The following is a 13,691-nucleotide window of genomic DNA, read 5'->3' as shown; positions in this document are numbered from 1 at the left end:
CAATTATAGCGCCGGCTCAGCCGCAAGTGGTAAGTTGTTCCATCACCGGCGGCAGGAAAATGCCGCGGTACAAATACTGCAACAGCCGGCTGGCGGCCAGGGTGGCGTCCGGACACGGCGTCTCCACCAGCAGCCGGTTCATCAGGCCGTCGTGCAGCGACTGCAGCGCCACCGCCACTTCGTCCGGATCGACGCAATCATAGGTCTGCCCCCGCTCCCTGGCGGCCCGCACCACCTGGCTCAGCATCCCGCGCGCCTCGTGCATGTGGGCGACGCATTCCTCGTGGATCGGCGCCAGTTCGCCGACGTGCTCGCTGCGCATGAACAGGATCAGCAGGATGCGCCTCACCTGCGGATTATGCTCGATCAGCGCCAGCAGACGGTGGCTGTGCTGCCACAGCGCCTGGGCCGGATCGGTGTTGGCGACAAGCAACAATTGCTCGCGCATGTCGTCGAACGACGGCGACACCCGGTCCAGCATCGCGCGGTACAGATCCAATTTGTTCTGGAAGTGCCAGTACACCGCGCCCCGGGTCAAGCCGGCGGCGGTGGCGATTTCCGCCAGCGTGGTGCGCGACACGCCCTGCTCGCTGAACAACTGTTCGGCGGCGTCCAGCAGCAGCTGGCGGGTCTGTTCCGCTTCCTCACGTGTTTTCCGTGCCATTCCTGATTCTTTACGCTAGTACTAATTAATGAATTTTAACGCCTATCCCTAGCCGATATCGCAAAGCTGTTACATGACTCGACATTTCTTCATTTTACATACAGACGCGTATGTATGTAAAATGCGCAGACTCGGGGATATGACACCTCAGACCATTCCCCCAATAACAAAGTAATTCTCCATTACCTTTCCGGATTCTGCTTTCGAGGACTCGAGACCATGCAAGCAAGTGCAGTTTTCCCGCGCGCCGCGCGCGGGCTGATGCTGGGCGTAGTGGCCGCCAGCCTGGCGGCCTGCGGCCAGAAACCCGACGCCCAAGCCGGCGGCGCGATGCCGCCGGTGCCGGTGGCCGTGATCAAGGTGCAGCCGGCCGACGTGCCGGTATCATACGAATTCGTCGGCCAGGCGGCCGGCTCGCGCGAAGTGGAAGTGCGCGCCCGCGTCGGCGGCATCCTGCAGAAGCGCGCCTACGCCGAAGGCAAGCCGGTCAAGGCCGGCGACCTGCTGTTCCAGATCGACCCCGAGCCGTTCAAGGCGGCGCTGGACCAGGCCAAGGCGAATCTGCAGGTGCAGCAGGCGCAGCTGGCCCGCACCAAGCAGGACTACGAGCGCATCATGCCGCTGTTCAAGGAGAACGCGGTCAGCCAGAAGGACCGCGACGACTCCGTGGCCGCCTACAACGCGGCCAAGGCCTCCACCGCCGCCGCGCAGGCGCAGGTGGAACAGGCGCAGATCAATCTGGGCTACACCCGCGTCACCGCGCCGATCTCCGGCATCACCAGCCAGGAAGCCCGCTCCGAGGGCAGCCTGGTGGCCACCAGCGCCGACGCCAGCCTGCTGACCAAGATCTCGCAGCTGGACCCGATCTACGTCAACTTCAGCATGTCCGACGGCGACATGCTGAACCTGCGCAAGATGCAGCACGCCGGCAAGCTGAAGCTGGCCAACGGCGGCGGTTTCGAAGTCCAGCTCAAGCTGCCCGACGGCAGCATGTACGGCAAATCCGGCCATCTGAACTTCACCGATAGCCTGGTGGACACCACCACCGGCACCATCCGCTCGCGCGCCACCTTCGCCAACCCGCAAGGCGGCATCCTGCCCGGCCAGTTCGTCCGCGTGCAGCTGAACGGCGCGGTGCGCACTCAGGCCATCACCGTGCCGCAGCGCGCGGTGCTGACCACGCAGCAGGGCAAGATGGTTTGGGTGGTCAGCGCCGAAGGCAAAGCCGCGCCGCGCCCCATCGTCACCTCGCAGGAGGTGGGCATGGACGTGCTGGTCGAGCAGGGCCTGAAGGCCGGTGACCAGGTCGTCGTCGACAACATCATCAAGCTGCGTCCGGGCGCCGAGGTCAAGCCTCACCCGTTCCAGGCCGACGCCAGCGCGCCGGCCGCCGCGGCCAAGCCGTAAACCCAGGGGGAATCTGATACATGTTTTCCGCTTTCTTCATCCGGCGGCCGATCTTCGCCAGCGTGATCTCCATCGTGATCATGCTGGCGGGCCTGGCCGCCATCAAGGCGCTGCCCATCCAGCAGTACCCTGAAATCGTGCCGCCGGTGGTGAACGTCACCGCCAGCTATCCGGGCGCTTCCGCCGAAGTGATCGCCAACACCGTGGCCGCGCCGCTGGAGCAGGCGATCAACGGCGTGGACGACATGCTGTACGTGCAGTCGAACAGCGCCAGCAACGGCACGCTGTCGCTGACCGTGTCGTTCAAGATCGGCACCAACCCGGACCAGGCCACCATCAACGTCAACAACCGCGTGCAATCGGTGCTGTCGCAGCTGCCGGAAGAAGTGCGGCGCCAGGGCGTCAACGTGCGCAAGAAGTCCGCCACCATCTTGCAGGTGGTGTCGCTGTTCTCGCCCGACAACAGCCACGACACGCTGTTCATCAGCAACTACGCGCTGTTGAACGTGGTGGACGAGCTGAAGCGGGTGCCGGGCGTGGGCGACGTGGTGAACTTCGCCGGCCAGGACTACTCGATGCGGATCTGGCTGAAGCCGGACAAGCTGGCCCAGCTGAAGCTGACGCCCAGCGACGTGGCCGCCGCCATCCGCGAGCAAAACTCGCAGTTCGCCGCCGGCAAGCTGGGCGCAGAACCGACGCCGCAAAAGCTGGACTTCACCTACACCGTGACCACCCAGGGCCGCCTGTCGGAGCCTGAGGAGTTCGAGAACATCATCGTGCGCGCCAATCCGGACGGCTCGGCGGTGAAGCTGAAGGACGTCGCCCGCGTCGAGCTGGGCGCGCTGTCCTACGACTTCCACGGCAAGCACAACGGCAAGGCCACCATCCCGATCGGCATCTTCCTGGCGCCGGGCGCCAACCAGCTGGCCACGGCGCAAGCAGTGGAAACCGAGATGCTGCGCCTGTCCAAGAGCTTCCCGACCGGCCTGTCCTACGGCATCCCCTACGACACCACCAAGTTCGTCGAAGTGTCGATCGAGGAGGTGTACAAGACGCTGGCCGAAGCCATGGTGCTGGTGTTCCTGGTGGTGTTCCTGTTCCTGCAGAACTGGCGCGCCACGTTGATTCCCTGCCTGGCGGTGCCGGTGTCCATTGTCGGCGCCTTCGCCGGCATGTACGCGTTCGGCTTTACCATCAACACGCTGACGCTGTTCGGCCTGGTGCTGGCCATCGGCATCGTGGTGGACGACGCCATCGTGGTGCTGGAGAACGTCGAGCGCCTGATGACGCAGGAAGGGCTGTCGCCGCGCGAGGCCAGCCTGAAAGCGATGAAGGAAGTGTCCGGCGCGCTGGTCGCCATCGTGCTGGTGCTGTGCTCGGTATTCATCCCGGTGGCCTTCCTGGGCGGCATCGCCGGCCAGATGTACAAGCAATTCGCGATGACGATCGCGGTGTCGGTGGTGATCTCCGGCATCGTGGCGCTGACGCTGACCCCGGCGTTGTGCGCGCTGATCCTGAAGTCCGAACACCAGCACCCGAACCGCTTCTTCACCTGGTTCAACAACTGGTTCGACCGTCTGACCGAGCGTTACGCCAGCGGCGTGGCCTTCATCAACAAGCGCGTCCTGCTGGCCGTGGTGCTGTTCGGCGGCCTGCTGCTGGCGTCCGCCGGCCTGTTCCGCGTCATCCCGTCCAGCCTGGCGCCGGACGAGGACCAGGGCTACATCCTGGCCGCGGCCTTCCTGCCCGACGGTGCCTCGCTGACCCGCACCGCCGCCACCATGGACAAGCTGGACGCCATGATGGCCAAGAACCCGGCGGTGCAGGACCGGATGACGTTCGCCGGCTTCGACATCCTGTCCGGCGGCAACAAGACCAACGCCGGCGTGTCCTTCATCGTGCTCAAGCCCTGGGATGAACGCAAATCGCCGGAGCTGTCGTCGATGGCAGTGGTGAAGGACGTGTTCGCCAAGGGCGCGATGGGCGTGACCGACGGCATCATCCTGGCCTTCAACCCGCCGCCGATCTCCGGCATGTCCAACACCGGCGGTTTCGAAGCCTATGTGCAGGACCGCGCCGGCCGCACCCCGGCCGAACTGGGCGACATCACCAAGAAGATGGTGGCCGCCGCCGCCAAGCGTCCGGAGCTGAAGGGCGTGCAAACCACCTTCTCCGCCAGCGTCCCGCAGATCTTCGTCAAGCTGGACCGCGACAAGGCCAAGGCGCTGGGCGTGCCGGTGAACAATGTGTTCGACACCATGCAGAGCACCTTCGGCGCGCTGTACGTCAACGACTTCAACAAGTTCGGCCGCACTTTCCGCGTGCAGCTGCAGTCCGAGGCGCCGTTCCGCACCAAGGTGGACGACCTGCGCAACGTCTACGTGCGCTCGCAGGCCGGCCAGATGATCCCGTTGACCGCGCTGGTGACCATCCAGCAGACCACCGGCCCGGAAACGCTGGAACGCTTCAACGTGTTCCCGGCGGCCAAGCTGGTGGGCGGCCCGGCGCCGGGCTACAGCTCGGGCCAGGCGCTGACCGCGCTGGAGGAAGTGGCCAAGGAAACGCTGCCCGAGGGCTATAGCCTGGCCTGGACCGGCTCCGCCTTCCAGGAAAAGTCCACCAGCGGCTCGTCCAGCCTGGTGTTCGGCTTCGGCATGATCATGGTGTTCCTGATCCTGGCGGCGCAGTACGAACGCTGGAGCCTGCCGATCTCGGTGCTGATGGCGGTGCCCTTCGCCGTGTTCGGCGCGCTGATGGCCAACTGGCTGCGCGGCCTGGCCAACGACGTGTACTTCCAGGTGGCGCTGGTGACGCTGATCGGCCTGTCGGCCAAGAACGCGATCCTGATCGTCGAGTTCGCGGTGCAGCAGATGGAGGAAGGCATGGAAGCGGTGGACGCCGCGATGCAAGCCGCCCGCCTGCGCTTCCGCCCGATCGTTATGACCTCGCTGGCCTTCGTGCTGGGTTGCGTGCCGCTGGCCATTTCCAGCGGCGCCGGCTCCGCCAGCCGCCACTCGATCGGCACCGGCGTGATCGGCGGCATGCTGGCCGCCACCTTCCTCGCCACCTTCTTCATTCCGCTGTTCTTCATCCTGATCATGAAGCTCAGCAAACAGAACAAGCCTCAGCAGAATGCCGAGGCCGGAGGAAACGCAGATGCTTAAGCGGGCCCTGATCCCCACCATGCTGGCGCTGGCGCTGTCCGCCTGCGCGGTGGGCCCCGACTACAGCCGGCCCAAGGTCGAGCTGCCGGAAGCCCAGGCCGGCGCCCAGGCGCCGGCGGTGGACGCCGGCTGGTGGAAACGCTTCGACGACCCGGTGCTGAACCAGCTGATAGAGGAAGCCGTCAAGAGCAACCTCGACCTGCAGGCCGCCGCCGCCCGCGTCGACCAGGCCGCCGCGCAGGCCGGCATCGCCCGCGCGGCGCTGCTGCCCGCGCTGGGCGCCAATGCCGGCTACCAGAGCGGCCGCACCTCGCAGCAGCTCGCCACCCCGGGCGCGCCGCTGGTCAACGACGTCCGCGCCGCCAACCTGACCGCCTCATGGGAGCTGGACCTGTGGGGCAAGCTGCGCCGCAGCAACGAAGCGGCGCGCGCCGGCTACCAGGCCAGCCGCTACGACCGCGACGCCGCCCAGCTGGCGCTGGCGGCCCAGGTGGCGCAAACCTACTTCCAGATGCGGGCGCTGGACGCCCAGCTGGACATCGCCAAGCGCACGCTGCAAAGCCGCGAGGAATCGCTGAAGCTGCAGACCAAGCGCTTCCACGGCGGCCTGATCTCCGAGCTGGACCAGCGCCAGGCCGAGGTGGAGGCCGCGTCGGCCCGCGCCTCCGTCCCGCAATTCGCCCGTTCGCTGGAGCAGACCGAAACCGCGCTCGGCGTGCTGCTGGGCCACAGCCCCAGGCAACTGGTCGACGGCGGCCTGGTCCGCGGCAAGGACATCAACAGCCTGGCCAGCCCGCCGGACGTGCCGGCCGACCTGCCGTCCAGCCTGCTGGAGCGCCGTCCCGACGTCGCCTCCAGCGAGCAGCAGCTGATCGCCGCCAACGCCCGCATCGGCGTGGCCAAAGCCGCCTACTTTCCCAGCATCAACCTGACCGGCGCGCTGGGATCGCAGAGCCTGTCGCTGGACAGCCTGTTCACCGGTCCCACCCGCACCTGGAGCTTCGCCGGCAACCTAGCCGCGCCGATCTTCAACTTCGGCGCCACCGGCTATAACGTGGACGCCGCGACGGCCGGGCAAAAGCAGGCGCTGGCGCAGTACCAGAAGACGGTGCAGACCGCGTTCAAGGACGCGCTGGACTCGCTGGCCGCCAACGGCGCCGCCCGCGATATCCTGCAGGCGCAGACCACGCAATCGACCGCGCTGAACCGCACGCTGAAACTGGCCGGCCTGCGCTACGACAACGGCTACGCCAGCTATCTGGACGTGCTGGACGCGCAGCGCAACAGCTTCCAGGCCGAGCTGAACCTGGTCAACGCCAAGCTGGACAAGCTGAACACCACCATCGGCGTGTACAAGGCGCTGGGCGGGGGGTGGGAAGAACTGAAACGTCCATAACAGCAAAAGCCTTCATCCGACAAAAAGCCCGTCTTGAATCAAGACGGGCTTTTTCATAAACAAATCAGTTCAAATCGGTTGCTTTGGCCAATCTATCTCCTCCAACTTCGGCCATATAGGCAACTGCTCCACACGCGACAATTGCACACAATAGCGCTTCCAATCCTCCAGTCTGCTTAGTTCCAACGGCGAGGCCATGCCCAATTCGGCAGCATCCTCCAAAGGACGGCGGTTCTGATAGGCGGCGGTCAGCCTCTCCTGGACTTGCCGCCGGACAGCGGCGGCTTGCGCTGTCGACTGCGCCGCCTCATCCACACCCCAGGCATCGCCTCTCCAAACGGCGAAGGCTGGCGGCTGCAATTCGGTAGCATTCAAACTATCCGGGGTATCGCCGATAACCGCTGAGACTAGCCGGGCATCTGCCTTGCTCCACAACGGCACCTCCCTCCAATCTGCGTGCAACGCCCACATTTGATTATCGTACACAGCGATCTGGCGCTCGCCCGGCTGCGGCGGCTGCTGTTCTGTGGCGAAAGCCGGCACCAGCCAGAATTCCTCCAGGTCCATCGGGGACAGAGTCGCCTGAGTCGAACCCAGGTATTCACCGGTTTGCGGATGATAGCTATAAACGGTTTTCTGTGTTTCCATCGCAGGGGTCCTTAGTATTTGATACAAGCAAGCAAAGCAACGTTGCGAGGGCGGGTTTCTCCTCCTCCGGTCCGCTCAGTGAAATAGCGGCCCGTGCGCAAATTGCTTATCCCCGGCCCGGAGTTATCTGCCGAGACAACACCATCCCCGGAGTTGTCATTGATAATGAAGGCTGCGGTATTGAATACCTCGATGGTATTGATGCCATGGCCATGCGCCTCGATGCTTTGCGCTTGCGGCGCGCCAACCAGCCGTCCGGCATCGACGCCACGGCCATCATCCAGACTGCGGATGAACTCCCCCCGCAGTTCGGGAAGGCAAAATAGATTGTTGGGATCGGTGTTGGGTCTTTTGGGATCCGGATTGGGAAACCTGTCTTGAATCGCCGCATACAAACTGGCATAAGAAGCCTTAGGCACATAGGAACCATCGCACTTTAACCAACCGGTTGGCGCTTTGTCCGAAGCGAAATAGGCAATCTGTCCTGCGGGAATCACACTGCCATTGATCTGGCTGCTGCCCAATAATGGCAGGCCATTCACCAACTCAAACATCACATCCAGCTGCGCATCGGTGCTGCCAGGCGCATCCCCGCGATACCGTTCTACCCCTTGGCCTTCCCCGCATCCCGCTCGACCGATCAGAATATAAGCACTGCGATATTGGAATTTGTCGCTGGCGAAAACCTGGCTGCTAGCGCCGCAACGATACATGGCTTGCGGAAATCCTCCAGTCAGCCGCCCTCCTTGTGGCTCGTCGAAGGTATACACGATAACCGTCACCCCCACAGGTACCGCGTTCAGCCAGTCAGCCGCCGCCTTGTCCTGGCCGCTGCTGCCGGCAAGGTCAAAGGTCGCTGCGCGACTAACTGTGCCAATGGCATCCAACTGCACCATATTGTAGTTTCGCGCCACTGGACCCACCGCAACACCATCGATCTCCACGCCAGCCATGCCATTCTGCACGGAATAACCGCTGGCTCGGACACGGACCATCCGACGGTTGTTGACCTTGGCCGCCACTTTGGATAGATCGCTTGCGCTAGCTGCATCTACGATGCCATATCCCGCCAGCGTGGTCGCTTTAGCGGCAAACTTTTCATGCAACCAGCCATAAGCGCCGCTCCACAAGCCAGTCTTGTTGGCGCTCAACATGGTCTGACCGTCAATATTCAGCTGCAGCTCCTGAGTTCCGACATTGGAGCCTAGTCCTCCAGTCGCAAACAGACCAGTATCGCCATCGGACTCGAAAGCATAACCCGTAGTGCTGGAATCCGCGCCAGCGGTACCTCCTTTCTTGGCCCGGAAAGCAGAACCCCACACCCGGCCATCCTGGTCTTTGCCCGCCGCATCGGCAATGCCATAGCCCACCAAGGTAGTCGCCTTGTCAGCCTTGCTGGACAACTGCTTAGTGATGGTAGCTGCGTAGTTGCTGTCGTTGCCAAGAGCGGCCGCTATCTCCTGCAGGGTATTCAATGCGCCTGGAGCACCCGCTACGATGCCGTCGACAGCAGTCTTCAACTCAACCTTGGACGCAAATTTCTCTTCCAATGCGCCATAGGCTGGTGTCCAGATGCTGCCATTTTTATAAACATTAAAAACCTTGGCTGAGTCGATATATAAGCTGAGATTGTCGGTACCTGTATTTGGAGCATTGCCAAGAGAATCGGCAAACAGGCCTGTATCACCATCGATTCCAAACGCAAAACCGACGGCGGCATCATCGCTAGCCGGCCCACCCTTGCTGGCGCGGAAAGCGTTGGCCCATGCCCGGTTACTGGCATCCTTGCTGGCACCATCCACAATGCCATACCCTGCCAGCGTGGTCGGCTTGCCTGTGGATATCTTGCTCCAGTCATGCGCTGGCACATCGTCGCCGCCCATTTTCCGCGCCTTGGTGACGCGGCCCTTCGCATCCACGGTCACCATGCCGTAGTCGCCCGGCGCCACGCCGCTGTCGCGCAGCGTCAGCTGGCCGCTGACATCCTTGCTGCCGTCAAAGGAAACATTCCAGCTGCCGTCGCCAGTGATTTCGATCTTGCGCGCGGCGCTCAGCTTGGCCGCATTGCCGGAGGGCTGCTCGCCGCTTTCCAGCTTGTCCACTCTCTCCTTCAGATGGACAGTGCGGTTGGCCAGCTGCTTGCCTTGCAGATTGTCGATGCCGTCCGGCCCGGCCAATACCGGGTCGGAAGTTTCCAGTTGATAGATGCCGGGTTCCCAAAACGGCTTTTCCTGCAGATTGGCCATGTCATTCCTCGCAATCATGAGCGGTGATGGACTGCCGGCCCGCAGGCGGCAGAAATGAAATCATGACCGTGGCGATGAATGCATGCCTTCCTCTTCAAGCGCCTGAATCGTGCCAAATGCGCGACAAAAACCGGCCTCAAACTGAAGCCGGCCATCCGGTCAGGACGATATGGTGCCCAATCGGGAAAAATGAAGCTTTTAACCGTAATTAGAAAACCGCTTTAACACCATCAAGGTTTAAGCTGAGAAAGTTGCAAGGGATCTGGCCTGGGACCATTACTCCATTTTCGACAAGCATTGATAAAATCTGACATGGCACTCTTTTCGCCTTGAGAACCTTCACGTAGAACATTCATTTGCTTCCACAAAGGATAAACCTGCAATATGTACTCCTCACAAACAATTTTTGCCTCGTCTACCGCACATAAGCAACTAAACTCGCCTATACCAGCTCCCAACCGCTCTACCAGCATATCCAACAAATGCTTCTCTTGAACAAAGCCATAAGGTTGGCCGTTTCTGAATACTTGCATACTCCCTCCTTAGCACGAGACCATATAGTTTTGATTAAACGGCACCGCCAAATATGGCAAAGCCATATAAGCCTCCACATCTCCCTCGCCAACACCCAAAGAAAACTGAGGACCACCTAGCGTTGTCACTCTTGAAATACTAACCATGCCAGAATATCGATACCAGCCATCAGGCGCTGCCGCAGTCATTTTTGAATCAATGATAGCTACCCCTGGATTAAACTGCATCCCTTTATTATCCCATATATAACCAGCATCGGAACCCAAGCCTACACTACCTTTAACTACAAAAAACCAGGCAGAAAAATAAACGAGATTAGTTGAGAGAGGCAGTTTCACCCCCATAAAAACTGATCTAAAACCCGGGGACCGCGGTTGGTTTGGTGCCGTAATTTTCATAATGCCACCATTTAGCATGCCCCCCCAACCGCCTGACAACCCGCCTCTCTCACTCCGCCCTCCCATATAATTCACGCCAAACCAAAATGGATTATCTGGTGTTGCATTCATAGGAGAGCTGGCTGTTGCATTAGCCGGCTTCGTATCCGTATATGGCCCCTCATACCCTTTAGTGTAGGGATGGACTGCTTTAATCATCACCCCTCCCCCAATGACACTAAACCCCGCTGGAATTGCATTTTCATCAATTTGAGTCATGTGACTATTAGTAATTAAGTTTGGCGGCATCAAACTCACTACGCTACCAACTGCGCTATTCAAATCCGACTTACTTGCCGCATCGGCAATGCCGTAGCCGGCCAGCGTGGTCGCCTTGTCGGCCTTGCCCGCCAGCTTGCCATCCACCGTCGCCGAGTACTTGGGGTCGTTGTTCACCGCCACGGCCAGCTCCTGCAGCGTGTTCAGATTCGCTGGCGCGCCGGACACCAGGCCATTCACCGCATTCTGGAGATCCGTCTTGCTGGCGCCGTCGGTAATGCCGTAGCCCGCCAGTGTGGTCGGCTTGCCGGTGGATATCTTGCTCCAGTCGTGCGCGGGCACGTCGTCGCCGCTCATTTGCCGCGCCTTGGTGACGCGGCCCTTCCCGTCCACGGTCACGATGCCGTATTCGCCCGGCGCCACGCCGCTGTCGCTCAGCGTCATCGCCGCGCTGGCGTTGCCGCTGCCATCGAAGGTCACATTCCACTTGCCGTCGCCAGTCATCGCGATGTTGCGCGGCGTTTTCAGCCGATCGGCGTACTCCGCCACCAGCGCGCCGGAAACCAGATCATCGATCTGTTTTTTCAGATAGGCGGTGCGATTGGCCAGCTGCTTGCCTTGCAGATTGTCCACGCCGTCAGGGCCGGCCAGCACCGGATCTGAGGTTTCCAGTTGATAAATGCCCGGTTCCCAGGTGATTTTTTCTTGCAGATTGGCCATCAGGCGGTTCCTCGGTTGAATTGCTTGTTGCGGCGGATGAGGCCGTTGTGGCGGTTGGCCACGGCTTGGTACTCCAGGCTGGCCAGCTGGCAGCGCGCTGGCGCGTACAGCGCCAGCATGCGGCGCAGCTGGGCGGCCTGATCGTTGGTGATGGGCTGGTTCAGCAGCACCCGGTATTGGTTCCAGCTGGTCGGGTCGCCGTGGACGTAATAGCCGTTGCGGCGGATGAGGCCGTTGCGGTACTGGCCGGCCAGCCCCTCGATCAACGTCACTTCGCCCAGGCCCAGGCGGCGAATCACCTCGCGTATCGCCCATGGCGTGCCCTTGTAGCGGTGCAGCTCATTGGCGCTGTGCAACAGCGCGCGGCGGGCGCCGTCGGACTCGGCCAGCGTCCAGCCTTCCTCGCCGTGGATATGGAATTGCTCGGCCAGCAGCGGCAGCACGTCCGGCTGCACGGTGTCGATCAAGTTGACCAGGAACACCGACAGATCAAGGCCCGAGACCCGCTCGGTGAGCCGGGACAGCGGCCCGAAGCGCTGGTCGCGCGCCAGGATGGAGGGAATGGCGTCAGTCATCGCGCGCGCCTCCTGGTTGGGGATATCCGCCCGTCGCCGCTTGACGGCGCGGGCGAAGGCCGGGTTGCAGATGCATGGGGACCTCCTTGGTGCTTGAACAGGGATAGGGGATGGGACGGAGCGCCTGCGCGGTCCGCAAATGGGAAGGGAGCAATAGTGGTGGAACCACCGCCGGAGAGAAGTCAGCGGGCGTGCATAGCCACGCGCAGCACGGCCAGCGGACGGCAAACGCAATGGAGGGATGCAGGCTGCCGAATCTCGGGTCCAAAACTTGGCTGAATATCTTGTTCCGGCTTCCCGAAATCGGGATCAAAAGCGGTGGATAGGATGCGTGTACAGGGTTCGGAAACGGGAAGAAGGGACATAGGCAGGCTCCTTGAAGCCAGGAAAGAAAAGCTGGGATGGACCAGAAGACCAGCATGGCCCAAGCAAGAAAGGGAACGGAAACCGCCAAGCGGAAAACCTAGAAATCAAGTGGGATAAAAATCAGAAACGACAGAGGAAAAACCAAGAGGGGAGCAGTGACAAGGGCGCGGGAAGCCCTATTTTGACAAAACAGATGGGGACCGCCGGGCATCGAACTGAGCCCGACGGCAAAATCAAGTCTAGTGTGAGCATGACGGAAGTGGACCGCCGCCATGCATCATGCCTTACTGCATCAGACCATACCAGCCAGTATGTGGCCAGCCGCTCAGGCGGGAAGCTGCGGCCAAGCGATCTGGCCCATACCCGCCATGGTTTCTGGCAGGTCGCGCAGCGCCTGTCGATATTTGGCCCATGCAGACTTCTGCTCAGCGGACAACACGGCATCCTGCACCTGGGTCCAGTCGCAGGCGCGCAGACGCTGGTCGCGCTCGGAGCGCAGCGCGATCAGCGCCGTCTCTTTGCGCGCGTCGGCGATCGCCTGTTCACTGGCACCGAAGACATCGCGCGCCTCTTGTTCAGACACATTCAGAATTTCCCCTCGCGGGGTTTGCACGGAACGCAGCAGCATGACAGCTCCTTAAATATTGGCAATCGGGCTAGGAATGGAGACGGCGGAGCTCCAGATCGGATCGACAGTCGTCAACGGAGATACCTTGACCCCACCTCCTTTGTATGGCGCTGCCGCATCCGGGTACAAAATAGAGTCAGGCTGCATCAAGGGCTTCAGCCCCTCCGTTCCTCCATACAACTTACCTTGGCCCAAGTCAAAATCAGCCAGGAAGTCATAATGCATGCCGCCGCCGCGCAGCCAAACCACGCGGCCAATCAAATCCGTGCGCACTTTGGCGACGGCTTGGTGGTAGGCGAAACCATAGTATTCAGCCCTCGTCATCCAGAAGTCGGACCAGGCTGAACCACGAATCGACAGTTCCAGCAACAGTCCGGCAACATGGTCCGTACCAAGCGAAGACGGATGTGCTGCGTTGTAATCACGACAGATCACCAGCCTACCGCATTTTTCATACGGACTAGCCCAGATCGGAACAGGATAGTAGGTATTGGCATCCCCTCCAATCTCCACGCTGTACCGAAACGGCAGCGTCATCTCGTTGCGAGCGTTTTGCCGCCACACATCCAGCTCGGCAGTCTTGGCTGCCACCTTGGCGTCGATATCCGCTTGCTTGCCAGCAACGGTGTTCGTCAGATTGTTCGATGCCGTCACTAGGGCGGCTACCTGTTGCTCCAGACTCATGGT

General features: G+C 61.5%; 11 protein-coding genes. 3 read left to right on the top strand and 8 right to left on the bottom strand.

The window, feature by feature from the left end:
* Positions 1-16: 16 nt before the first annotated feature.
* Positions 17-664, bottom strand: coding sequence for a TetR family transcriptional regulator (locus tag VA599_RS22030; RefSeq protein ID WP_021475029.1), 648 nt, complete (start codon positions 662-664; stop codon positions 17-19).
* A 219-nt stretch (positions 665-883) separates the two neighbouring features.
* Here VA599_RS22030 and VA599_RS22025 point away from each other — a divergent pair, with 219 nt between their 5' ends.
* The 3 genes from VA599_RS22025 to VA599_RS22015 are packed head-to-tail and all read left to right on the top strand — an operon-like array spanning position 884 to position 6,631.
* The gene (locus VA599_RS22025; RefSeq protein ID WP_031295273.1) at positions 884-2,071 is read left to right on the top strand and encodes an efflux RND transporter periplasmic adaptor subunit; all 1,188 of its coding nucleotides are present in this window, start codon (positions 884-886) and stop codon (positions 2,069-2,071) included.
* Between the two features lie 20 nt (positions 2,072-2,091).
* The gene (locus tag VA599_RS22020; RefSeq protein WP_021475031.1) at positions 2,092-5,235 is read left to right on the top strand and encodes an efflux RND transporter permease subunit; all 3,144 of its coding nucleotides are present in this window, start codon (positions 2,092-2,094) and stop codon (positions 5,233-5,235) included.
* The gene (locus tag VA599_RS22015) at positions 5,228-6,631 is read left to right on the top strand and encodes an efflux transporter outer membrane subunit (RefSeq protein WP_346790668.1); all 1,404 of its coding nucleotides are present in this window, start codon (positions 5,228-5,230) and stop codon (positions 6,629-6,631) included. Before VA599_RS22020 ends, VA599_RS22015 begins: the two co-directional genes overlap by 8 nt.
* Positions 6,632-6,700: 69 nt before the next feature.
* Here the strand turns inward: VA599_RS22015 and VA599_RS22010 are convergent, their stop codons facing one another.
* The 7 genes from VA599_RS22010 to VA599_RS21980 all read right to left on the bottom strand — a co-directional run bounded on the left by VA599_RS22010 (position 6,701) and on the right by VA599_RS21980 (position 13,688).
* Positions 6,701-7,279 carry a tail fiber assembly protein gene (locus VA599_RS22010; protein ID WP_346790667.1) on the bottom strand — a complete coding sequence of 193 codons (579 nt, stop codon included), beginning with the start codon at positions 7,277-7,279 and terminating at the stop codon, positions 6,701-6,703.
* Positions 7,280-7,290: 11 nt separating this feature from the next.
* Positions 7,291-9,525 carry a tail fiber protein gene (locus tag VA599_RS22005; protein WP_346790666.1) on the bottom strand — a complete coding sequence of 745 codons (2,235 nt, stop codon included), beginning with the start codon at positions 9,523-9,525 and terminating at the stop codon, positions 7,291-7,293.
* A 230-nt stretch (positions 9,526-9,755) separates the two neighbouring features.
* Positions 9,756-10,058, bottom strand: a complete 303-nt coding sequence (locus VA599_RS22000) for a hypothetical protein (RefSeq protein WP_346790665.1) — start codon at positions 10,056-10,058, stop codon at positions 9,756-9,758.
* Positions 10,059-10,067: 9 nt separating this feature from the next.
* The gene (locus VA599_RS21995; protein WP_346790663.1) at positions 10,068-11,435 is read right to left on the bottom strand and encodes a hypothetical protein; all 1,368 of its coding nucleotides are present in this window, start codon (positions 11,433-11,435) and stop codon (positions 10,068-10,070) included.
* Positions 11,435-12,010, bottom strand: a complete 576-nt coding sequence (locus VA599_RS21990) for a phage tail protein (RefSeq protein ID WP_346790662.1) — start codon at positions 12,008-12,010, stop codon at positions 11,435-11,437. Before VA599_RS21990 ends, VA599_RS21995 begins: the two co-directional genes overlap by 1 nt.
* Positions 12,011-12,701: 691 nt before the next feature.
* The gene (locus VA599_RS21985; RefSeq protein ID WP_346790661.1) at positions 12,702-13,004 is read right to left on the bottom strand and encodes a tail fiber assembly protein; all 303 of its coding nucleotides are present in this window, start codon (positions 13,002-13,004) and stop codon (positions 12,702-12,704) included.
* Between the two features lie 9 nt (positions 13,005-13,013).
* Complete coding sequence (locus VA599_RS21980; RefSeq protein WP_346790659.1) at positions 13,014-13,688, bottom strand: hypothetical protein; 675 nt, start codon at positions 13,686-13,688, stop codon at positions 13,014-13,016.
* Positions 13,689-13,691 lie beyond the last annotated feature (3 nt).

Origin of the sequence: Chromobacterium indicum (assembly GCF_039708975.1) — a bacterium.
In the GTDB taxonomy this organism is placed as follows: Bacteria; Pseudomonadota; Gammaproteobacteria; order Burkholderiales; family Chromobacteriaceae; genus Chromobacterium; species Chromobacterium piscinae.
The sequence above is the reverse complement of the archived record's forward strand: the minus strand, read 5'-3'. Positions and strand labels throughout refer to the sequence as shown.

Bases quoted from the DNA above. Each gene is read 5' to 3' on its own strand.
- VA599_RS21990 (WP_346790662.1), bottom strand. From the start codon at position 12,010: ATGACTGACGCCATTCCCTCCATCCTGGCGCGCGACCAGCGCTTCGGG.
- VA599_RS21985 (WP_346790661.1), bottom strand. From the start codon at position 13,004: ATGCTGCTGCGTTCCGTGCAAACCCCGCGAGGGGAAATTCTGAATGTG.
- VA599_RS22025 (WP_031295273.1), top strand. From the start codon at position 884: ATGCAAGCAAGTGCAGTTTTCCCGCGCGCCGCGCGCGGGCTGATGCTG.
- VA599_RS21995 (WP_346790663.1), bottom strand. From the start codon at position 11,435: ATGGCCAATCTGCAAGAAAAAATCACCTGGGAACCGGGCATTTATCAA.
- VA599_RS22015 (WP_346790668.1), top strand. From the start codon at position 5,228: ATGCTTAAGCGGGCCCTGATCCCCACCATGCTGGCGCTGGCGCTGTCC.
- VA599_RS22030 (WP_021475029.1), bottom strand. From the start codon at position 664: ATGGCACGGAAAACACGTGAGGAAGCGGAACAGACCCGCCAGCTGCTG.
- VA599_RS22010 (WP_346790667.1), bottom strand. From the start codon at position 7,279: ATGGAAACACAGAAAACCGTTTATAGCTATCATCCGCAAACCGGTGAA.
- VA599_RS21980 (WP_346790659.1), bottom strand. From the start codon at position 13,688: ATGAGTCTGGAGCAACAGGTAGCCGCCCTAGTGACGGCATCGAACAAT.
- VA599_RS22000 (WP_346790665.1), bottom strand. From the start codon at position 10,058: ATGCAAGTATTCAGAAACGGCCAACCTTATGGCTTTGTTCAAGAGAAG.
- VA599_RS22020 (WP_021475031.1), top strand. From the start codon at position 2,092: ATGTTTTCCGCTTTCTTCATCCGGCGGCCGATCTTCGCCAGCGTGATC.
- VA599_RS22005 (WP_346790666.1), bottom strand. From the start codon at position 9,525: ATGGCCAATCTGCAGGAAAAGCCGTTTTGGGAACCCGGCATCTATCAA.